The organism is Roseibium sp. (assembly GCF_965232425.1).
Lineage (GTDB): Bacteria > Pseudomonadota > Alphaproteobacteria > Rhizobiales > Stappiaceae > Roseibium.
In genome coordinates, this window is the sequence record NZ_OZ246971.1 from 1,451,585 (window position 1) to 1,472,546 (window position 20,962).

General features: G+C 61.0%; 14 protein-coding genes and 1 tRNA gene. 6 read left to right on the forward strand and 9 right to left on the reverse strand.

Going from position 1 to position 20,962, the window contains the following annotated elements:
* Positions 1 to 9 precede the first annotated feature (9 nt).
* The 3 genes from ACO08A_RS06575 to ACO08A_RS06585 all read right to left on the reverse strand — a co-directional run bounded on the left by ACO08A_RS06575 (position 10) and on the right by ACO08A_RS06585 (position 4,703).
* On the reverse strand, positions 10 to 3,792 hold the full coding sequence (locus tag ACO08A_RS06575; RefSeq protein ID WP_422040372.1) for a DUF6079 family protein: 3,783 nt from the start codon (positions 3,790 to 3,792) through the stop codon (positions 10 to 12).
* Positions 3,725 to 4,210: a BREX-3 system P-loop-containing protein BrxF gene (brxF, locus tag ACO08A_RS06580; protein WP_422040373.1), complete on the reverse strand. Its 486-nt coding sequence runs from the start codon at positions 4,208 to 4,210 to the stop codon at positions 3,725 to 3,727. The genes ACO08A_RS06575 and brxF overlap by 68 nt, the downstream gene beginning before the upstream one ends.
* A gap of 406 nt (positions 4,211 to 4,616) precedes the next feature.
* Positions 4,617 to 4,703: transfer RNA gene (locus ACO08A_RS06585), tRNA-Leu, on the reverse strand.
* Positions 4,704 to 4,880: 177 nt separating this feature from the next.
* Here ACO08A_RS06585 and ACO08A_RS06590 point away from each other — a divergent pair.
* Positions 4,881 to 5,855 (forward strand): complex I NDUFA9 subunit family protein, encoded by a 975-nt coding sequence (locus ACO08A_RS06590; protein WP_422040374.1) that lies wholly within the window; start codon positions 4,881 to 4,883, stop codon positions 5,853 to 5,855.
* 708 nt (positions 5,856 to 6,563) lie between these two features.
* On the forward strand, positions 6,564 to 7,817 hold the full coding sequence (locus ACO08A_RS06595; RefSeq protein ID WP_422040375.1) for an MFS transporter: 1,254 nt from the start codon (positions 6,564 to 6,566) through the stop codon (positions 7,815 to 7,817).
* 27 nt (positions 7,818 to 7,844) lie between these two features.
* On the opposite strand, the gene ACO08A_RS06600 is transcribed toward ACO08A_RS06595, so the two are convergent.
* A complete protein-coding gene (locus ACO08A_RS06600) occupies positions 7,845 to 8,078 on the reverse strand; it encodes a DUF1127 domain-containing protein (protein ID WP_422040376.1) in 234 nt (77 codons plus the stop codon).
* Positions 8,079 to 8,225: 147 nt separating this feature from the next.
* On the opposite strand from ACO08A_RS06600, the gene ACO08A_RS06605 reads away from it, so the two are divergent.
* Positions 8,226 to 9,245 carry a helix-turn-helix transcriptional regulator gene (locus ACO08A_RS06605; RefSeq protein ID WP_422040377.1) on the forward strand — a complete coding sequence of 340 codons (1,020 nt, stop codon included), beginning with the start codon at positions 8,226 to 8,228 and terminating at the stop codon, positions 9,243 to 9,245.
* Here ACO08A_RS06605 and ACO08A_RS06610 read toward each other — a convergent pair whose 3' ends face one another.
* Positions 9,246 to 10,052 (reverse strand): undecaprenyl-diphosphate phosphatase, encoded by an 807-nt coding sequence (locus ACO08A_RS06610; RefSeq protein WP_422040378.1) that lies wholly within the window; start codon positions 10,050 to 10,052, stop codon positions 9,246 to 9,248. It abuts the gene before it with no gap.
* Between the two features lie 189 nt (positions 10,053 to 10,241).
* Here ACO08A_RS06610 and ACO08A_RS06615 point away from each other — a divergent pair, with 189 nt between their 5' ends.
* From ACO08A_RS06615 to ACO08A_RS06625, 3 genes are all read left to right on the forward strand, one after another.
* A complete protein-coding gene (locus ACO08A_RS06615; RefSeq protein ID WP_319385635.1) occupies positions 10,242 to 10,934 on the forward strand; it encodes a glutathione S-transferase family protein in 693 nt (230 codons plus the stop codon).
* Positions 10,935 to 11,017: 83 nt separating this feature from the next.
* On the forward strand, positions 11,018 to 12,151 hold the full coding sequence (gene queG / locus ACO08A_RS06620) for a tRNA epoxyqueuosine(34) reductase QueG (RefSeq protein WP_422040379.1): 1,134 nt from the start codon (positions 11,018 to 11,020) through the stop codon (positions 12,149 to 12,151).
* Between the two features lie 139 nt (positions 12,152 to 12,290).
* Entirely contained in the window at positions 12,291 to 14,456 is a 2,166-nt protein-coding gene (locus tag ACO08A_RS06625) for a hypothetical protein (RefSeq protein ID WP_422040380.1), read from the forward strand.
* Between the two features lie 67 nt (positions 14,457 to 14,523).
* Here the strand turns inward: ACO08A_RS06625 and fdhF are convergent, their stop codons facing one another.
* From fdhF to ACO08A_RS06645, 4 genes are all read right to left on the reverse strand, one after another.
* Positions 14,524 to 17,292 (reverse strand): formate dehydrogenase subunit alpha, encoded by a 2,769-nt coding sequence (gene fdhF, locus ACO08A_RS06630; protein ID WP_422040381.1) that lies wholly within the window; start codon positions 17,290 to 17,292, stop codon positions 14,524 to 14,526.
* The gene (locus ACO08A_RS06635; protein WP_422040382.1) at positions 17,289 to 18,965 is read right to left on the reverse strand and encodes an NAD(P)H-dependent oxidoreductase subunit E; all 1,677 of its coding nucleotides are present in this window, start codon (positions 18,963 to 18,965) and stop codon (positions 17,289 to 17,291) included. The genes fdhF and ACO08A_RS06635 overlap by 4 nt, the downstream gene beginning before the upstream one ends.
* 210 nt (positions 18,966 to 19,175) lie before the next feature.
* A complete protein-coding gene (locus ACO08A_RS06640; RefSeq protein ID WP_422041721.1) occupies positions 19,176 to 19,631 on the reverse strand; it encodes an RNA pyrophosphohydrolase in 456 nt (151 codons plus the stop codon).
* 116 nt (positions 19,632 to 19,747) lie between these two features.
* Positions 19,748 to 20,893 (reverse strand): divergent polysaccharide deacetylase family protein, encoded by a 1,146-nt coding sequence (locus ACO08A_RS06645; RefSeq protein WP_422040383.1) that lies wholly within the window; start codon positions 20,891 to 20,893, stop codon positions 19,748 to 19,750.
* Between the last annotated feature and the right edge of the window lie 69 nt (positions 20,894 to 20,962).

Below are 20,962 nucleotides of genomic sequence, written 5' to 3' on the forward strand. Positions count from 1 at the left end.
TTCAGGCAGTTACTCCACCACGAAGCGCAGCTTGGTGGTGTCCTTGCCCTTGCAGCGGTCGTTCAGGAATCCCTCGAACCGCTTGCGCAAATCCTCCGGCGTTGCCGGAGACCCGCCCTGGAGCAGCGCCTGCTTGATGTCTTCGCCGGTCACGGTGATCTTCTCGAGCTCCGAGAGCGCTTCCTGAACCGCGGCGATGAACTCGGGTGTGACCATGTCCGGCAGCGTCCGTGTATTGGCGAAGCCGCTCACGATCGCGCGGGACGAGCGTTTCAACAGGTCGAAATTGGACTGGATGATCGGGTCCCCCAGGTTCTCGACCAGCGTCTGGACCCAATTTTCAAGCAACTGGTCCAGCTCGCCGTCGAGCTGCTTCAGAACGCTGACGGCGGGGAGCATGTCACCCTGCGCGTCCACCGGCCGGTAGTTGCAATGCGGGCAGATAGGGCTGGCCGCGAGATCGGAGTCGACAAGCGATGCGCAACTCCTCAGCCTGTCGAGGCTGTCTTCGAAATTCGTGAGCTGGCTGGTCGGCAACAAAGAAATGCCGGCAAGAGCACGCATCGAAACGAGCCGGTGGTCCTTTTTGAGATTGGACTTCGTTTTGTCTTCCGCCACGCCCAACCGGGCCTTGCTGTGCTGCGCTGCGTAGGCGGCGATATAGTCCGTCTTCAGCTGGCCGAGCGTCTGCCGGTACTCGGCGGCGTGCTGGGCCATCCGATCGGCTGCCAGCTTGTCGAGCACCTGCTTTCGCGTCTCCTGCGCCTTCTTCACCCAGTCGTGGTCGGACGACAGGACCATTTCGGCCTGGGACAGGTAGCTCGCCGTACTTCCGAGTTCGCCGACCAGCTCCAGCATCCGCTCGACGACGCCCAGAACCTCCAAATTTTTCTTGTGCGCCGCGATATCGTCGGATCCAATGCGCAGATTCTTCAGCTTGCCGACGGTGTTGTAGGGTGCGAGGCGCTCGGAGAAGTCCTTCAGCGCGTCAAGCTTGGTGCGACAGTCGGCGATTTCCTCCTCGCGCAGAAACGGCTGGCCCCAGAAGCTTAGGCGACCTTGCATATCCGTCGTGGCGTTCAACACACGCCGCGTGAGCTTGCTCGCTTCCTCCTGGATCCGTTTGACCGGCTCGTCGAAGCCTTGGGTCGCCTGTTGAGCGAGACCGGGTGGCAGATCGAGCATCTCAAACAGCGATCGAAGGACCGCGACGTTGATTTCCTTCGGCGCCTCGACGTGCTTGAAGTGCTTCAGGTCATCCAGCGACCGATCAGCAAGAAGGATGAGCTTGCTGGAGTCAATCTTGTCACCTGTAATGGCCAACACGATGTCACCCGCATAGACCAGCCCACCCAGGACGGTGATGAGCAGATCCGGCTCCAGGCGGAATTTGACTGGCGCGAAGTGCTCGACGTCCGTATCTCCGCTGAGCAGTTCCCCACGGTTCAACACCTGACCGTGCCCCTTGGCCTTCAGCCGCGACAGCACCTCCTGCGAATAGCGCGAGCGGGTTGGGTCGATGCGATCGCCGTCAAGCATCTCTAGGCCGTCGAGGATGACCACAGCATCCTTGGTCCGGTTTCCGCCGGCTAGCGCACGAAGCGCGTTCCCGACGAGCTGCTTCCGGTTAGATTCCGTCACCAGCGCCGAGAATGTGGGATACTCGGGCGCCGCGTCGGCGAAATGGGTGTTCAGCGCGAGGCCCGAAATTACGTTCACTGCGTCCCGGAAGTTGATGCGTTCTTCGGGACCGAGACGAGCCTTGTCACGAAGCGAGATCCCCTTGGTCCACTCCTGCAGGGTCTTCGCTTTACCCTGGAAGGTGACCTCGTAGGCCTTCATCTGCTTTTCCTGCAGCCACCTGCTCATGTCGCGTAGGGCGTCTCGCGCCTTGTCGTTGTAGACCGCCTTCGCGCCGCCGCTGGCAGTAGACGACAAGTCCTGCGCGGCGGCATAGAAGGACAGGTGACGGCGGATCGCGTCGTCGAGCCCCTTCAGCCGGAAGAAGACCTCGTCCGGCTTGTGGTCGTCACGGAAGCGCGGCGGCTCGAACGGCTGGATGAAGTAGATGTAGAAGTCCCGTTCGGGCTGGGCGGTCGGCCGGTCGTTCGGGGCGCCGAAGAAGAGATAACCGTCTCGCTCGACTCGGCGGTCCTGCCATTCGACCTGGTACTGCCAAATCTGGTGGCCGGTGACGTAGCTCGCCTCGTCGGTGCGCTCCATGAGTTGGCGGATCGCGCTGTAGTAGGCGCGGTCGAGCGCGTCGTCTGAGAGGGTTTCGGCGCGCTTCTCGATCTGTGTGTCGTAGTCGACGTCCTTCTTGAGATCGAGATAGTACTGTTCGGTGTCCGGTGCTTTGGAAATGAATTGGCCGTTTACAGTCTTCAGCGTCTCGCGCAGGACGGTCTGGACTTGAGAGAGCAGATCGGCTTCAGGATCGCCGCCCATGTCCTCGATACCCGGTTGATAGAGGCACAGCGTATCGCGCAGTTCTTCGGCGGTCGGGCCGACTGGCACATAGATGTCGCCGCCAGTCGTTAGACGGTGCACCGATAGACCATCAATGATCCGCAACGCCATCGGCCTGTAAGCCGGGCGCGTGAACGCCTTGGTGACGCGCTCCGTCAGCACTTCCGAAACCTTGAGCACCGGGCCGATGTTCGGGTCGGCGCGCAATACCTGGTTCGACTTCACCGTGTCCCAGAACTTGTCGTAGCCGATCAGGCCCGGCCGATCCTCCGGCACATCATCGTTCAGAATCGCCTGGATCTGATCGCGGAGCGTGACAAGGGCACCGCGTTTTTCCGTGAACACCAGCCGGTCGAACGTGCCGATGTAGTCGGGGTGGACAGGGAACAGCCGGACGTACTCGTCCATGCGCTCATTCATGGAGCCGTAGAATTTGGCGAAAGGCGTAAGGTGGGCCCGGATCTTGTACTGCTGATCGGACGACTTATTCAGCAGTCGCTCTGCAACCACGAAGCTTACGTCCTGGCGCGCGAGCAAAACCTGCGTGAAGCGGTCCTTAACGCGGCGAAGACTATCAGCAACATGCTGGAAACGGCTGCTGTCGAAGATTGCCTCCTGCACGCCAGCTACGAAGCGGAAGCGCAGATGTTTCGTAACTTCACCGAGTTCGCGCAAGAAGGACAGGTCGAAGACGAGATCGTGATCGCGACGGGAACGGAGATAGTCGAGGAATTCGTCGACCACGAGCAGAACGCCGTGGTTCGGATGAACCTCGGCGAACGCCGCCATCATTTCCTCGAAGGCCGCCTTGTTGTTGGTGACCTTGTCGGCGGGCGGGAAGGTGTAGCTGACGCCGTGCTTTTCGAGGAAGAGTTCGAGCTGCTGCGTGATAATATCCCGGAGGGACATTTGGCTGGAGATCTCGATGCGGTGGACTTTGAATTTTCCGGCAATCGACGCGGCTGCTTTGGCCACTTCGGGGTTCTGGATTAGCGGAACGTAACTGACGTCTTCGGCGACCAGCGAAAGCATCGACATCAGGTGCGACTTACCAGTCCCGTAGTTGCCGACAACGAGGACGCCCATGTGGTCGACCGCATTGTCGAATGATAGCTGAGGGATTAATTTCTGCGCGATACGCGCGGCCATGTCTTCGGAAATGACATAGGTTGACACCAGCTTCTTTGCTTCATCCGGGCGGTCGGCGTCCCGAAGCTGGATAACAGACTCAATGTTCTCGAATTGAATGAGATCCCTATAGCGCATCGCCACTGCACTTTCTGGATCGATGAACCACGAAATAGATAAACCCATCAGCGGCATATTCTTGATGTTCTGGATGCCCTTTCACCGCATATGAAAGCCTGTTTCCGCGTAGCTCCCCAGGCCACACGGCAACGACTTGACGGGCGTAGGCTTGCTGCTTCAACAAGCTAAGCGGATCGAGCTGCAGGGTGCGGTCGAACAGAAGCTCGATATTGTCAAGCAGCAGACATGGGTTCTCTTTCTCTTCAGTGAGGTCGTTTAGAAAGTTTGCGGCTAGAAGCTGACGACGTTTGCTCGGTTCTGCCAGAAGCTTTCGCCCAAGGTCGGCTCCTACATTCAAGACAAGGGAAGCGCGGCGCTTGGAAAGCTCGGTAAGAAGGGTCGTTCTTCCAGAATGAAGCTGACCGATTAGAAGGACCAGCTTGCTGTGCCGATTGGCACTGTCGTCGACCAGCTGCTCAAGCTTGCCGATCATTCTTCAACCGTCCAGTAGTGTCGCTTTGGTAACTGGCGGTGATACCGAAACTGTAAGGGTCCGCTGCTGACCTTTGCGATTTCAGAGTGTCCGCGAACTATTTGAGTACCGGTCTTAGCGGCGTCCTCCGCAATCTCACTGGCAAACGATAGAGACGCTAAGGCTACAATGCGCTGTTCGGCGGAAATGAATGTCAGCAAAGGCTGACAAGACCAGGATTTCATATCGGACGTCTTTCAAACCGAGACGTCCCCCACACACGCAATGGTTTACAATGTCATTTCCCACAAGGAAACAGAAAATTTGACGTCCAACGACAAATTGCGCCCCAAAACAAAAAAAGCCCCGGAAAACCGGAGCTTTTTGGAGGATATCAGACCGTATCGGACTGTCTGAAATCTGAATTTGGTGCCCAGGAGAGGACTCGAACCTCCACGCCCGTAAGGGCACTAGCACCTGAAGCTAGCGCGTCTACCAGTTCCGCCACCTGGGCTGTGAGGGGGGCTTGTAAGCGGCGGGCTGGCCCTTGTCAATCGCAAGGTGCGACTTTTTTTGATCAAACGCAGGCAGCCCTTCACACCCGGCTCACAAAGGTCTAAGAAACAAGCTGACGGGCGCGGCGCTGGCGCTTCGGCCCCTTCTGTTCGGACGCGAAAAAAGGCATTTCCAGATGTCCACACCTCTCAACGGCAAACTCGTCACAATCTTCGGCGGGTCGGGCTTCCTCGGCCGGCACATCGTGCAGTCGCTGGCGCGGCGCGGCTACCGGATCCGGGCCGCCGTCCGGCGGCCGGACTTGGCGACGCACCTGCAGCCGCTCGGCGCTCCCGGACAGATCATGGCGGTGCAGGCGAACCTGCGCTACCGCTGGTCGATCGACCGCGCCGTGATCGGCTCGGACGCCGTCATCAACGCGGTCGGCATTCTCGCCCCGACCGGCAACCAGACCTTCGATGCCGTGCAGGCCTTCGGACCCCGCGCGATCGCCGAGGCGGCCCGCGGCGCCGGGCTTTCCGCGATCACGCATATCTCGGCCATCGGTGCCGACGCGGACAGCACGTCCCAGTACGCGCGCACAAAGGCCGCCGGTGAAGCCGGTGTCCTGGAGACCCTGCCGGACAGCGTCATCCTGCGCCCGTCGATCGTGTTCGGGCCCGAAGACGATTTCTTCAACCAGTTCGCCGAGATGGCACGCTTTGCGCCGGCCCTGCCGCTGATCGGCGGCGGTGAGACCAAGTTCCAGCCGGTCTATGTCTGCGATGTCGCCGAGGCCGTCGCAAGGTCCGTGGATGGTGACCTGACACCCGGTGCGACCTACGAGCTCGGCGGGCCGGAGCACAAGAGCTTCCGCGACTGCCTGGAAGAGATGCTGGAGATCACACGCCGGTCGCGTTTCCTGCTGCCGATCCCGTTCCCTGTCGCCTCCGCAATGGGCAAGGTCATGCAGCTCCTTCCCGGCGCGCCGCTCACGGCCGATCAGGTGGAACTCCTGAAAACGGACAACGTGGTCTCCGACGCCGCGATCAAGGACGGGCGGACGTTGGAAGGGATCGGCATCAAGCCGGCCACGCTGGCCAGCATCCTGCCGACCTACCTGGAACGCTTCCGGCAACACGGGCAATACGACGCGCACAAGCCCGTCTGAACGGTGACGAAGACCGGGTAGCAGTCTGAGCTGAGACGCAGCTCGGGCGCTCGCCGGAGACGATCAAGGCAAGGCCGAAAGCCTGAAAACAGTAAGCTCGTGCCTCCTTTATATTGCTGGCGGCACGGAACACTGGTTCCCGGTCTTGCCGCTTCCGCGGCAAACCGGGATAACACCCCCTGGATGGCCAATCAAACGCCACACCGCCACCACGGCCCGGATAGAGCTCTTATACCCTCATCCTGAGGACGCGCATCGGCGCTGTCTCGAAGCAACCGTGTTCAAGACGCGACACCTTGCGGCGTTTTCCCCTCTCCCAATGGGAGCGGGGGGGTATGTTTCGGAATGATCCGTCAACACCTGTCCCCTCACCCGGCCTTTCAGGCCGACCTCTCCCCGCGGGAGAGGTGACAGCCGCGGCAGGAACGTTTTCCCGCCACCACCCGCCTTTCCGAGCTCAAACATCTCCTGGCGTCGCGGCATCGATTGCCAGATCAACTGCGCTGCTATCCTGTTCAGGCCGACTTGGATCTCGTGTGGCGGTCCGCAGACAATGAACTTGTCATTCAGAGGGTCCGGCCGCCTCCGGAAGTGGTGTCGCGGGCGAAAGCAGCGCTGGCTTCCGCGGGAACGCGCCAGGCCCGGTTCTCCTGAACGCTTCAGTTTTGTTGAAAATGGTTCTAGGCTTTCTCCCGACAGGAGGGGCCCATGTCACCCATTGCCAAGATAACCATGGTTTTTGTCGTTTTTGTCGACCTTCTGGGTCAGGGGCTGGTCTTCCCGATCATCAACGGCCTGATCATGGAACCGAGCACGTCGATCCTGGCCAAGGACACGTCGACCGCGGCCCGCCACTTCAACTACGGGCTCATCATCGGCATCTTTTTCATCTGCTGGTTCTTCGGCGCGCCCTATATCTCGAAACTGTCGGATCAGATCGGGCGCAAGAACGCCATCCTGATCTGCCTGTTCGGCGCGTTCGCCGGCTATGCGCTGACCATCATCGCGCTTTACGCCAACAGCTTCCTTCTGCTCATTCTCGGGCGCGCGATTACAGGGCTGACCGCCGGCAACCAGCCGATTGCCCAGGCCGCCATGGTGGACGGCAGCACCGATGACGAAGACCTGTCTAGAAACATGGGGTACATCATGCTCGGCATCAGTTTCGGTCTCGTCGGCGGACCGCTGATCGGCGGGTTCCTGTCCGACCCGATCCTGATCGGCAGCATCGCCAGCATAAAGCTGCCCTTCTTTGCCAGCCTCGTCCTCGTGGCGATCGCCGTCTTTCTGGTTGTCTTCTTCTACAAGGAGGATCCGGCAGAGCGGGAGGACTTCGCGCTGCGCCCGGCGGAAATCATCGAAACGCTTTGGCGGATCAAGGACTTTCCGCTCGTCATCCGGCTGACGATCGTGCTGTTCTTCTTTCACCTGGCAAACGTGACGTTCTACGTCTTCGTCGACAATTACCTGACCAGCCGGTTCGGCTACGGCGTTCTCGGCAGCAGCTTCGCCATGATGACCATCGGCGCGGCCATCGCGATTTCGAGCACGTTCTTCGTCGTGCCCGTGCAGAAGAGGTTCACCAAGGAGCGCATCCTCGCGGTGAATTTCATCGTCTGGATCCTGGCGACGTGCCTGTTCATCCTGTCACCGGACGGCCCGCTGACCTATGTGCCGATCTTCTGCTTCTTCTTCATTTTCGGCATTGCCTACCCGACGCTCCTGTCAATCTTCTCGGCCTCTGTCGGACCGGAAGAACAGGGATGGGTGATGGGCATGACGATCGCGGTTTTCACCTTCAATGCCGGCGCCATGTCGCTGATCGGCGGCGAGCTGATCGGGATCAATCTCGACCTGCCGTTCTACATCGTGATCGCATGCGCCCTGACCGCGCTGGTGGTGATGTTCCTGTTGTGGAACAAGCCGGAGGTGAAGGCCCTCCTGCGGAAGACCGGCGGCTGACTGTCTCAAGCCAGCCGCCGGCCGGTCTTATCTCCAGAAATCCGCGCCGTAACGGTCCTGGTGCAGTTCGCTGTATCCGCGTTCGGTGCGCCTGAGGCCAATGTCCTTCAACTCCTGCTCATTCAGATGAGAAAGGGCACGGGCAGTTGTCCGGCGGCGAAAATACCGGCGGAGCTCGTCGGCACATACACGAAGAACGGTGAACACAATGCTGCGACTGTGCGCACGGCTGCGGAAAACGGTGTCAATTTCATAGCTCATCTCTCAACTCCTCGGGGATCATCACCGCCGTTTTGCGGCGACAACACCAAGATGGCAGGTCAATCCTGACAGCAGTGAGTCAGGTTTGATCTCGTTCTGTTCCCGAGATATGATTTTTTTCGAAACAACCGTCCAAGGTCGCTTTTCATGAACCCGATTGAACGCGCGCTCGGCATCCTGCTGCTGCTGACCGGCGGCAAACTCGTCCCGGCGACCGTGCTCGCCGAACGCTTCCAGGTGTCCCTCCGGACCATCTACAGGGACATCGACAGGCTGATCGCACTCGGCGTTCCCGTCGATGCGGAACGCGGAGCGGAAGGCGGATACCGGCTCGCCAGCGGCTATCTTCAGCCGCCCGTCGCCCTGTCGCGCGATGAGACGGCCGCGCTCCTTGCCGCCATGGCGCTGGTGCGCAGCAGCCGTACAGTGCCGCTGGCAAACGATCTGGCGTCTGCGGAAAAGAAACTGCTGGCAACGCTTCCGAAAACGGTCCACGGCCTGCTCAAGGAGGCGGACAAGATCGTCGGCATCGAACCGATCCCGCCGGACATCTTTCATGCCGGCACGAAGGCCGAACCGACAGAAGACTGGCAGCGGGCGCTGGACGGTTTCATGGCCGGGATCCTGGACGGAAAGCGCGTGCGGTTCGACCACGTCAACCCGTCGCGCAACAGCGCCAAGGCGCATGATGTCGAGCCCTACGGCGTCATGTTCGACCGTGACCTCTGGTATCTTGCAGGACGCTGCGTCGACACGCAGACGGTGAAGGTCTACCGCGCCGACCGTGTGCGCGACCTCGAGATCAGCGGCATGTTCTTCCGGCCCGACAAGACGTTTTCCATCAAGACGCTGCTGGGCGGCGCCTGGCTTTCACAGGCCATGCGCAGGTGGGAGCAGGAAGAGGAAATCGCCAAGATCCTGATCACCGCGCAACAGGCGAAGAAACTGAGTGCGGACTGGTACTACCGGCACGCGGTGTTTACCCCCGCCGGGGACGGCAGGATCCTGCTGAGCATCCCCAGCACCGACCGGGCCCGCATTCTTCCGCTTGTCAGGTGGCTTGGGCCCGGAGCCGAACTGCTGTCGCCGGAAAGCCTGCGCGCGGAATTCGCCGCCGAGCTTGCCGCGCTGACGGCGCTTTACGGCCGTGACACGGCCGCCGGATAGTCAACCGAGGAAATAAAGACCGGCGAACCCGGCAAGGCCGACGAAGATGCGCCACCAGGCAAATGGCGCGAAGCCGTGCCGGGAGACGAAATCCAGAAGGCCCTTCACGACGAAGACGCCGGAAATGAACGACGCCACGAAGCCGATGGTGATGAGCATGGCATCGTCGGCGGACAGGACATTGCGATTCTTGTAGAGATCATAGGCAAACGCGCCGGCCATGGTCGGCATGGCCAGGAAAAACGAAAACTCGGCGGCGGAGCGCTTGTCCGTCCCCATGAGCAAAGCCCCGGCGATCGTCGCCCCGGATCTCGAAACGCCGGGAACCATGGCAAGGCACTGGCAGAAACCGATCTTCAGGCACAGCGACAGGGGATAGTCCATCACGCTGGTGTAGCGCGGCTTCAGCGGCAACCGGTCGATCCAGAGCAGGATGACGCCGCCCACCAGCAAGGTGGTGCAGATGAGCGCCGGTGTCTCGAACAGCACCTCCTTGATGAAACTGTGCAGCATGACACCGATCACGGCGGCCGGAAGGAAGGCGATCAGAATACCGGCCACAAACCGGCGGCTCGCCGGATCACTCGGCAGCGAGATCGCCAGGGTCCACAACCTGGCGAAATAGACAGAGAGAATCGCCAGGATCGCGCCCAGCTGGATCAGCACCTCGAATGTCTTGCCGGTGCTTTCAAATCCGAGAAAATGACCAAGCAGGAGCAGGTGTCCTGTTGAAGATACGGGTATGAATTCCGTCAGTCCTTCGACAATTCCCAAAATAAGCGCATTTACAATCGTTTGGCCGTCCATTGGATGTTTTTCTCCAGCAGGCGTGATGATTTTTGAACCGGACCGGCAATCATTCGCGTCTTCTCGTTTGCGCGGCGGCTGCCTATTTGCAGGACCAATTTCCCCACGTCAAACCCTTGATAACCATATGTGAGGCAAACTGGTTCAAGAATTCTTAGTCTTGCCACAGTTCGGGCTCTAAACCCTTTCATGCTCACGCTTTACCATCACCCTTTCTCGCCGTCGTCCCGATTCATTCGCCTTGTCCTGAGCGAATACGGCGCCGCCTTCGAGGAACGTCACGTCGAGCCGTGGGACCGGCCGCAGGAGCTCCTGGTGCTCAATGCCGCCGGAACCGTTCCGGTGCTCGTGGAAAATGACGGTCCGGCCATCTGCGGCCCGGGGCCCATCATGGAATATCTCGACGAGACACGCGGCTATGCGCTTACCGACCGGCGGCTGATGCCCGACCATCCCGAAGCGCGGGCCGAAACGCGGCGTCTCGTCGAGTGGAGCCTGGTGAAATTCGACCAGGAAGTGGTCGGACACCTGGTGCGCGAGCGTATCTACAAGCAGATCATGCCCAAATCGGCCGGGGGCGGCGAACCGGATTCCGCGGCGCTGCGCGTTGCCCGGGCCAACATCCATCATCATCTGAAGTATTTCGGTTACCTGGTCGCCTCGCGCCGTTGGCTGGCAGGCGACCGGCTGTCCTTTGCCGATTTCGCGCTCGCGGCAGGCCTGTCCTGTGCCGACTATCTGGGCGAAGTCCCCTGGAGCAATGAAACGGACGTCAAAAGCTGGTACGCCCGGGTGAAGTCGCGTCCGTGCATGCGCCCCCTCCTCGGCGAGAAGGTGCTGGGCATGCCCCCGGCCGCGTCTTACGCGGACCTTGATTTCTAGAACTTGCCTGCAACAATGGGCACGCGCTCCGGGCCAGGCGTTTCGTGACTTCAAACCGGTCCCAACCCGTGCTGCCGACACCATTGGACAAAAAAACCCGCAAACTGCTGACCGCACTTGAACAAAAAGCCGAAAGCCTCGGCTTTTCGGGATTGCGGGTGACGGACGCCGACAGCATCCCTGCGGCAGGCGGGCAACTGCGCGCGTTCCTGGAGCGCGGATATCACGGCACAATGGACTGGATGCAGGAGACGGAGAGCCGCCGCGCAACTCCCCGCGCGCTTTGGCCGGAGGTGCGGTCGGTTGTCATGCTTGCCATGAACTACGGCCCCGATGATGCCCCGGAAAACCACCCGCTGGCGCATCTGAAAGATCCCGGATCAGCCGGGATCTCCGTCTATGCGCGGCACCGCGACTACCACGATGTGATCAAGGGACGGTTGAAGGAGCTGGCTTCCTTCCTGGTTTCGAGAGCCGGTGGCGACGTCAAGGTTTTTGTCGACACCGCACCCGTCATGGAAAAGCCGCTCGCCCAGGCTGCCGGGCTCGGCTGGCAGGGAAAGCACACCAACCTGGTTTCGCGCGAACTGGGGTCTTGGTTCTTTCTGGGGTCGATCTTCACAACGCTGCAACTGCCGCCAAGCGCTCCCGAACAGGATCATTGCGGCAGTTGCAGGGCCTGCCTCGACAGTTGTCCGACGGACGCCTTTCCGGCGCCCTATCAGCTCGATGCAAGGCGCTGCATCTCGTATCTGACGATCGAACATCACGGTCCCATCCCGCATGCGTTCCGCAAGCCGATCGGAAACCGGATCTATGGCTGCGACGATTGCCTTGCCGCCTGCCCGTGGAACAAGTTCGCGCAAGCGGCAAGCGAGGCCAAGCTCATCGCGCGTGACGACCTGACCAATCCGGACCTCGCCGAGTTGCTCGATCTGGATGATGCCGCCTTCCGCAAGCTCTTTGCCGGATCTCCGATCAAGCGGATCGGCCGCAACCGTTTTCTGCGCAATGTGCTGATTGCCGCCGGCAATTCCGGCCTGTCTCACCTTCTGGCCAAGGTCGAGGCGCTTCTCGGCGATCCGGATCCGACGGTCCGGGGCGCAGCCGTGTGGGCCTACCGACAGCTTGCTCCTGAAGACGCGTGGACGGCGCGAAGAGATCTTGCACAGGGTCTTGAAACCGACAGCCGGGTCAGCGACGAATGGGCGTCCTAGATCCGCACTATTACGCAGCACGATTCGACGTCACCAAAAGAATGGGTCATAGTCATGGTATGGCCAATGACAGCCCCCTATATCGTAATCGACCGTCGTCCGACGGTTCAGTCCGATGATCCGATTTGGAGCCAAAACATTGATTTTAAAAGCCGCCTCCGCCGAGATTTCAAGATCCCACAAAACAGGTGCACGGGTCCTGTCCTTCAGTACCGCCCTTGTGCTGATGTCCGGAACCGCCCTTGCACAGGATACCGGACAGGCCGCGTTCGAGGCTTATTCCGAAGGTTTGAAGAAGCTGGGGCTGGAGTTTGAAAACGGATCTGTCGATTACGACGCGGGCAGCGATACGCTGACGCTGACGGACAGCAAACTCACCTTCAGCGGCGTGCTCAAGGATTTTCCCGTCGAGGAGACCAACGTCACGGGCAACGACGGGGCGACCGCGATCGATCCATCCAAGCTGGAGGACATAACCTATTCGCTGTCGTTCAGCTCACCGTCGGTCACGATCACCGGGTTGACGCATGACAACAACAGTTTCACGTCGGAGAGCTGGATCTACGCCGACGATTCCCAGCTCCTGATCGAGGGCGCGAGAGAGAGCAAGGGCCGCCTCAAGGTCGATGGCCGCATGTCCGGCATTTCGGCGACCAACTATGACTTCGTCCTCCCCGAGATCCCGGCCGATGATCCGGCCAAACGGGCCAGCAGCTGGCTCCCGTTCGTCAAGGCCACGCTTCTAACGTCCTACGACGAGGTGAAGGTGGACAGCACCGGCGTTACCATCGAGGCCTATGCGACGGAGGACGGCAAAGAGGTCGCGGTGCTTACAGGCACTATCCAGATGGATGGCTATCTGATGTCCGGTGCCCGGGACGGGCGCATCGCGGAATACTCGATCGACCGGATGACGCAGAACCTCAGTACGCTCGAACCGGCTTCGGGGCAGATGCTTGCACAGACAACGAGCCAGGGCAAAACCATCTACAGCGACATCGACATCAAGAGCATGATCGATCTCTTCGATCCCGCCGTTGCCGAAACCGGCGAGGAAAAGACCTTGATCGGGTCGGGATCGGCTGTCGACTACAAGTCCAGCCAGGAAATCGCGGAGGGCGTCGCCCTGACGATCGAGGCCGAAAAGGCAACGCTCGACAAGGCAACCATCGTCAAGCGCGACAACAATGTCCTGCAGCTCATGGACCAGGTCTTCAACAAGCAGGCACCGGGGCCGGAAGAGCTGATCACCAATGTGTTCCAGTTCTACCGGTCCTTCGGCTTTGCCGATGCGCGTATCAGCGGCGTGTCCGTGATCTTTCCGCTTGGCCCGGGTCTTGATTCGGCGATCAAGATCAAGGAAATGGCAATGACCGACATCAGTTCCAACGGCATCGGTGAAATGATGCTGGTCGGTCTGGATGCCCCCAACTTGCCGGAAGGCGTCTCGGCCAAACTGGACTGGGCCGCCATCGGCGACATCGAATTTGCCGACTATGCCCCCATGGAAGAGGTCATCGGCAAGCTGATGTCCGATCCGACCTACGGCGAAAACAACCCGCTGGAAGTCGCCCGGGCCTTCATGCCGAGGTCGCTGGGGTATGAGCTCGAAGGCCTTGAGGTCAACATTCCGCAAATCGGCCAGACCGCACTCGGCAAGCTCGAAACAACCGTGTCGACCACGGTCCCGCCAATTCCGACCAGTCTTTTTTCCAAGACCGACGGCCTGCGCATTCCGGTCAAGGCGGTGCAGGATCCACAGGCACAGGCCCTGTTCCAGGGTCTTGGCCTGGAAACGATCGTCTGGTCCGACGAAGCGCGTCTTTACTGGGATGAGGCGACACAGGACCTGCGCCTGGAACGCCTGATGATCGACATTGAAGGTGTCGGCCGGGCCGAGGCCTCCCTCCGCTTTGCCAACGTTCCCAAGGCGCTGTTCGAAGATCCGGAGGGGCAAGGCCAGCTCGCGGCGATCTCGGCCCAGTTCGTCGATGCCTCCATCACATTCAACGATGCCGGGTTGACCGGGAACGGCCTCAAGTTCATCTCCGAAGCCCAGGGCATTCCGCAGGAAGCGCTGAAACAAGCGCTGATCGCCCAGGCAGCGGGAGCCACCGCACCGATCCAGAACGAAGCCTTCACGAAGATGGTAAGCGACGCTGCATCAAAATTCCTCAATGACCCGAAGGACCTGAAGATCACGCTGACACCGCCGAACCCGGTGCCATTGGCTCAGATCCTCGGCAGCATGGCAGCACCGCAAACCCTGCCCGACCTTCTCAACGTGCAGATCGAGGCGAACTGAGACGGACGCGATTCCGTTCGATCGATGAAAATGAAAAAGGCGGCCAATGGCCGCCTTTTCCGGTTTGTCACTCCGCCGCCTGACGGTGCTCGGCCGGTCCTATCTTCGCGGCGCAGAACTTGAACTCCGGTATCTTGCCGAACGGATCAAGCTGCGGGTTGGTGAGGAAGTTGGCGGGCGCTTCGAAGAAGCAGAACGGAATGAACAGCATGCCACTGGACACGTCGCGGTCGGCACGCAGGGTCAGCGTGATCGCCCCGCGCCGGGTTTCCACGGTCACCTGCTGGCCGATTTCGAGGCCTGCAAGCTTGATGTCGCGCGGGTTCATGGACACCACCGGCTCCGGCTCGATAGCGTCGAGCACAGCGGCACGGCGCGTCATCGCACCGGTGTGCCAGTGCTCCAACATCCGGCCCGTGGTGAGCACGAGCGGGAAGTCTTCGTCCGGCAACTCGTCCGGCGGCACCAGGTCCGTCGGCACGATCTTGCCGCGACCGTCCGCTGTCGGGAAAGACTGGCCGAACAGGATCTCGTTTCCGGGCTTGTCCGGCGCGTCGGCCGGATAGGTCACCGTTCCCTCGTTCTCGAGCCGGTCCCAGGAAATGTTGTTCAGCGACGCCATGTGCGAACGCATTTCCTCATAGATTGCAGGAACGCCGTCATAGGTCCAGTCGAGGCCCAGGCGGTTGGCGATCTCGATCAGGATCTGCCAGTCGGCGCGCGCCTCTCCGGGCATGGGAACGCAGGGACGGCCGATCTGCACCTGGCGGTTTGTGTTGGTGTAGGTGCCGAGTTTTTCCGCATGTGCGGATGCGGGCAGAATGACATCGGCATGCCACGCGGTTTCGGTCAGGAAAATGTCCTGAACGACGAGATGCTTCAGCGAAGACAGCGCCTTGCGGGCATGGGTCTGGTCCGGATCCGACATGGCCGGGTTTTCACCCTGTACGAACATCGCCTCGATGCCGCCGGCCAGGATGTCATTCATGATCTCGACGACGGTAAGCCCGCGCACCGGATCGAGCGTCCGGCCCCAGGCATCTTCGTATTCGCCCCGGATGTCCGCATTTTCGACGGACCGGTAGTCGGGGAAGACCATCGGGATGAGACCCGCGTCGGAAGCGCCCTGAACGTTGTTCTGACCGCGCAAGGGATGCAGCCCGGTGCCGGGCCGACCTATCTGGCCGGTCGTCAGGGCCATCGCGATCAGGCAGCGGACGTTGTCGGTGCCGTGAACATGCTGCGAAACACCCATGCCCCAGAAAATGATGGACCTTGCGCTGGTCGCGTAAAGGCGGGCGACCTCCCGCAGGGTCTGCGCGTCGATGCCGCAGACCGGTTCCATCGCCTCGGGGGTGAATTCGCGGATCTTCTCGGCGAGCGCTTCGAAGCCGTCGACATGCGCCGCGATGTACTGGCTGTCATAGAGACCCTCGGTGATGATCACATTGAGGATCGCATTCAGCATGGCGACATCGGTGCCGGGCTTGAACTTCAGCCCGTAATCCGCATGCCGCATCAGGTCCTGGCCGCGCGGATCCATCACGATCAGCTTGGTGCCCTTTTTTGCGGCCTGCTTGATATAGGTCGCCGCGACGGGGTGGTTCTGTGCCGGGCGGGCGCCGATGACAATCATGCAGTCGGCATCTTCGGCCGCGTTGAACGGTGCCGTGACCGCACCGGAACCGATCCCTTCCATCAGCGCCGCCACGGAAGATGCATGGCAAAGCCGTGTGCAATGGTCGACATTGTTGGTCTGGAAACCCTGACGGATCAGTTTCTGGAAGAGATAGGCTTCCTCGTTGGAGCCCTTTGCCGAGCCGAAGCCTGCCACGCCTGCACCGCCCTTGGCATCGAAGGCGGCCTTCAGACCGCCGGCGGCGCGGTCCAGTGCCTCTTCCCAGGAAGCTTCCCGGAAATAGTCGAGATGGTTCTCCAGCGTCATGGAGATGTCGCCGCGCTTGGGTGCGTCGTCGCGGCGGATCAGGGGCCTGGTCAACCGCTCCGGGCTCGCAACATAATCGAACCCGAAACGGCCCTTGACGCACAGCCGGTTTTCATTGGCAGGACCGTCGCGGCCCTCGACCTTGACGATTTCGCCGTCCTTGACCGAAACGGACGTGAGACAGCCGACGCCGCAGAACGGGCAGACGCTGTCGACGGTTTCCTCGGCGAAGACTTCGCGCACCTTGCCGGCGTCATCCAGAAGGCTCTTTTCCATCAGGGCACCGGTGGGGCAGGCCGAAACGCATTCGCCACAGGCCACGCAGGTGGAAATGCCCATCGGGTCGGCAAGGTCGAAGACCGGGACCGTGTGGGATCCGCGATCCGCCATGCCGATCACGTCATTCACCTGCACTTCCCGGCAGGCGCGTTCACACAGATTGCAGGCGATGCAGGCATCGAGATTGACGGCGATCGCCGGGTGGGAAATGTCCTGCGCCGGTTTTTCGCCCGGTGCAAACCGGCTGTCCGTGACGCCAATCGCGTCGGACCATTTCCAGAAATCGCTCTCCGGATCAGGGTGGGAGTCCCGGTCCGGCTGATCGGCTGCCAACAGCTCGAACACCATCTCGCGGGCCTTGGACGCGCGTTCCGTTTCCGTCTTGACGACCATGCCTTCCGACGGGGTGCGAATACACGACGCGGCGAGCACCCGCTCACCTTCGATATCGACCATGCAGGCGCGGCAATTGCCGTCGGACCGGTATCCGGCGGAATCCTTGTGGCACAGGTGCGGGATCGCAACGCCTTCGCGCTTGGCCACCTGCCAGATGGTTTCCCCTTCCTGGGCGGTGACGTCCTTGCCGTCGAGGGAGAAAGTGATTTGGCTCATCTTTCGAATTCCTCCGGGAAAAACTTGAGCACGGAAGCGACGGGGTTGGGAGCTGCCTGGCCTAGGCCGCAGATGGAGGCAGAGCGCATGACCGCATCGAGGTCCGCGATCTTCGCTTCGTTCCACTCACCGGCTGCAAGCAGGTGTTCCATCTTCTCCGTTCCCGACCGGCACGGCGTGCATTGGCCGCAGCTTTCGTGCTTGAAGAACCGCATCAGGTTCAGCGCAACATCGCGCATGTCATCCTGATCGGAAAAGACGACAATGGCGTGGCTGCCGATGAAGCAGCCATGCTTGTCGAGCGTGCCGAAATCCAGCGGCTCGTCGGCAAGCGAGGCCGGCAGGATGCCGCCCGACGCACCACCGGGAAGGTAGCCCTTGAAGGTGTGGCCGTCTTCCATGCCACCGCAGAACTCTTCCAGAAGCTCATTCATGGTGATCCCGGCCGGCGCCAGCTTGACACCGGGTTCCTTGACCCGGCCCGATATCGAGAAGGACCGGAAGCCCTTGTGGTCCCGCCGTCCCTGGGATGCGAACCACTCCGGTCCCTTTTCGACAATGTCACGGATCCAGTAGAGCGTTTCGACATTGTGGTTGAGGGTCGGGCGGCCGAACAGGCCAACCTGGGCGATGAAAGGCGGGCGATGCCGGGGCAGACCGCGCTTGCCCTCGATCGATTCGATCATGGCGCTCTCTTCACCGCAGATATAGGCACCGGCGCCGCGGCGCAGCTCGATATCGATACCCGTGATGATGCCGGCAGCGCGCAGGGCGTCGATCTCGGTGGCCAAAATCTCAAGGACCGCCGGATATTCGTCGCGCATGTAGAGATAGACCCGGTCCGCCGAGATCGCATGCGCGGCAATCAGCGCTCCCTCCAGCAGCCGGTGGGGATCGCGTTCCAGATGGAACCGGTCCTTGAAGGTACCCGGCTCGCCCTCGTCGCCATTGATCGTCAGGTATTTCGGTCCCGGAAGATCGTTGACGATCTTCCATTTGGTCCCAGTCGGAAACCCGGCGCCGCCAAGCCCGCGAAGACCGGCCTCCAGAGCCATGTCGGCAAGGGCAGCCGCATCGAATTCACCTGCGCGCACGCGCTCCAGCAGGGTGTAGCCGCCATCCGACTGATACTGTTCCAGATTTATGTAGTCCGGCACGTCCGCCGCCGTCTTCCCCTCGAACAGGGTCGCGCGGACGGAAAGTTCGGTGGCATTGTCGACGGCGCGTTTGCCAACCTGCACGGCCGGCGCACCCGCACAACGGCCGATACAGGGGACCTTCTGTATCCGGACCCTGGACGGGTCGACGCCGCTTTCAAGTGCCGCCGCCAACGCGTCAGCGCCCTTGATGGAACAGGTCACGCTGTCACAGACGCGGATCGTGAGCGGAGCGGGCTTCTGATCTCCCTCGCGTACGATGTCGAAGTGGTGGTAGAAACTGGCGACTTCGTAGACTTCCGCCTGCGCCATCTTCATCTCGACCGACAGCGCTTTCAGGTGCCGTGCCTCGAGGCAACCATAGGCATCCTGTATCTTGTGCAGATGTTCGATCAACAGATCGGCGCGGCGCGGTTCGTCGCCCAAGAGCGCCTGAACTTCACTCAGGGCCGCATCTTCCAACTGACGCCCTTTTGGCTGGGACGGCTTTCGTGAAAGCCCCTTGCCGAAAGACATTGGCGTTCCTCCTAAACGTGCAAGGCACGCGGCCTGTTACGCGTGCCCCTGCTCTTGCCCAAGTCCTGGAAAGACACGGAAACCGCATGCGACTGCCGTGCTGAAAATCCATTTGAGCCGGATGCTAGCGGTGGAACTTTGCCTTGTCTGTTTGAAAAGCGACAACGAAACTTCAAAACTTGACGCTTTGACGATGACCGTCGCGGCCGATCAGGATGTCAGGTGGGAAAATGCTGAAACAACCCGCAGATAGACCGGCCGCTTGAACGGCACGATCAGGTCCGGAAGGCGTTCCGCGTTCTCCCAGCGCCACTCGGCGAACTCTGCCGAATGGCCGTCCGGCGGGGCCAGGATATTGATCTCGTCATCCTGTCCGTCAAAGCGGTAGGCAATCCATTTCTGCGCCTGGCCGCGATACTTGCCCTTGCGCGTCGATCTCACCACTTCCGGCGGATAGTCATAGGCAAACCAGTCCGGGGCCTCTTCCAGAAGCGTCACGGACCGGATCGAGGTTTCCTCGTAAAGTTCCCGCCGCGCGGCCTCGAGCGGCGTCTCGCCCTTGTCGATGCCGCCCTGCGGCATCTGCCAGGCGAATTCGTAGTTGGCCGTGCTGCCGCCGTCGTCGCGGCTGCCGATCCAGACCTTGCCTCGCCCGTTGATCAGCATGATCCCGACACAGGGACGGTAGGGCAGGCCTTCGGACGGCTTCGGAAACCCCGGACCAAGCGCACGCTTATTCACTACACCACCTATCAGAAATTCTGTCTGCCCTAGCTCCGGGCCTATCCGTCGATTGTCGCACTTACGGGCACGAGCTGGAGACCCCGTTGTTCCAGATCCCGCACCCATTTTTCAAGCTGGCGAACCGTCACGGGCAAAGCGGAGCCTGCTGCAACGGCGACGCCCCGGGATCGTGCGATGCTCTCCAGCTGGAGCAGCTTCGCGTCGATATTGTCCTCGCGCGGAACCTCGTCCAGAACCACGTCGACACCGGAATAAGGTATCCGCAACTCGCTCGCCGTTTCCGCGGACAGACTGCGCGACGACGTGCCGTTGTCCACGAACATCAGTCCCCGGGATTTCAGCTTTTCAAGCAGATACTGGATCGACGGCTTCGTCGATGTGAAGCGCGCGCCCATGTCGGGGATCGTACCGACATAGTTTGTCGCCCGCGTCAGCAGGTATGCGAGCCTGTCGAGCATTTCCGCCGGCTGCAGGCTGACCAGGAGCGTATGCGGGCCCGGGTCATTGTCGGGAAAATCGAAGGGTTCCAGCGGCAGCTGCAAGAGCAGCTCGTGGCCCTTGGTGCGTGCCTGCTGCATCCACAGGTCAAGGTCGTCGCCATAAGGCGCAAGGGCGAGCGTGACATCCGCCGGTAACCGGTCGATCGCGTTCTGCGTCCCCGTCTCGCTGAGGCCCATCCCGTTCAGGATCACGGCAATCTTCGGAATGGACGTGAATTCGCGGACGACCGGGCGGGAATAGGCATCCAGCGGGCGGACGCCTGCGTCGCTGACTTTCGGAAGGAAGCCGTAATCGGAGCGCTCGCTGACCCGCGTGTCAGGATTGGCCGACAGGCTTTCAACAGGTGCTTCCGGTCCCTTGCCGTCCGGACGCTGCACCATGTTGTAGCGCGGTCCGAGCAGATCCTGGCCGGCGTCGGGTCTCAGGTTCGGACCGAGGTCCTCGTTCAGCCCCGGCCGGATTTCGACGACCTCGATGTCCTGGGAGGTCACGCCTTCAACTGTGGCCTCAAGCGGGATCAGCGCCACCGGTTCACCGCCCAGGGGATCGTCCACGACCGCGACCCAGATGAGTGTCGTTGTCACGAAGACGCTCAAGAGGCCGACGCCAATAAGGCCGAACGGCAGCCTGACCAGCCGCCGCTTGCCCATCCCTAGGGGAGCTGTGAGATCTTCGCTCGACATGTCGTTCTGAGCCTTTGTCCCGGCATGGTGCCGGCGAGGTTTCTTGTTTTCGGGATACGCAGAACGAGA

Excerpts from the sequence above, each read along its gene's own strand:
- ACO08A_RS06645 (WP_422040383.1), bottom strand. The coding sequence starts at position 20,893 with ATGTCGAGCGAAGATCTCACAGCTCCCCTAGGGATGGGCAAGCGGCGG.
- ACO08A_RS06575 (WP_422040372.1), bottom strand. The coding sequence starts at position 3,792 with ATGCCGCTGATGGGTTTATCTATTTCGTGGTTCATCGATCCAGAAAGT.
- ACO08A_RS06590 (WP_422040374.1), top strand. The coding sequence starts at position 4,881 with ATGTCCACACCTCTCAACGGCAAACTCGTCACAATCTTCGGCGGGTCG.
- ACO08A_RS06635 (WP_422040382.1), bottom strand. The coding sequence starts at position 18,965 with ATGTCTTTCGGCAAGGGGCTTTCACGAAAGCCGTCCCAGCCAAAAGGG.
- fdhF (WP_422040381.1), bottom strand. The coding sequence starts at position 17,292 with ATGAGCCAAATCACTTTCTCCCTCGACGGCAAGGACGTCACCGCCCAG.
- ACO08A_RS06610 (WP_422040378.1), bottom strand. The coding sequence starts at position 10,052 with ATGGACGGCCAAACGATTGTAAATGCGCTTATTTTGGGAATTGTCGAA.
- ACO08A_RS06605 (WP_422040377.1), top strand. The coding sequence starts at position 8,226 with ATGAACCCGATTGAACGCGCGCTCGGCATCCTGCTGCTGCTGACCGGC.
- ACO08A_RS06615 (WP_319385635.1), top strand. The coding sequence starts at position 10,242 with ATGCTCACGCTTTACCATCACCCTTTCTCGCCGTCGTCCCGATTCATT.
- ACO08A_RS06640 (WP_422041721.1), bottom strand. The coding sequence starts at position 19,631 with ATGCTGATCAACGGGCGAGGCAAGGTCTGGATCGGCAGCCGCGACGAC.
- ACO08A_RS06595 (WP_422040375.1), top strand. The coding sequence starts at position 6,564 with ATGTCACCCATTGCCAAGATAACCATGGTTTTTGTCGTTTTTGTCGAC.
- ACO08A_RS06600 (WP_422040376.1), bottom strand. The coding sequence starts at position 8,078 with ATGAGCTATGAAATTGACACCGTTTTCCGCAGCCGTGCGCACAGTCGC.
- brxF (WP_422040373.1), bottom strand. The coding sequence starts at position 4,210 with ATGATCGGCAAGCTTGAGCAGCTGGTCGACGACAGTGCCAATCGGCAC.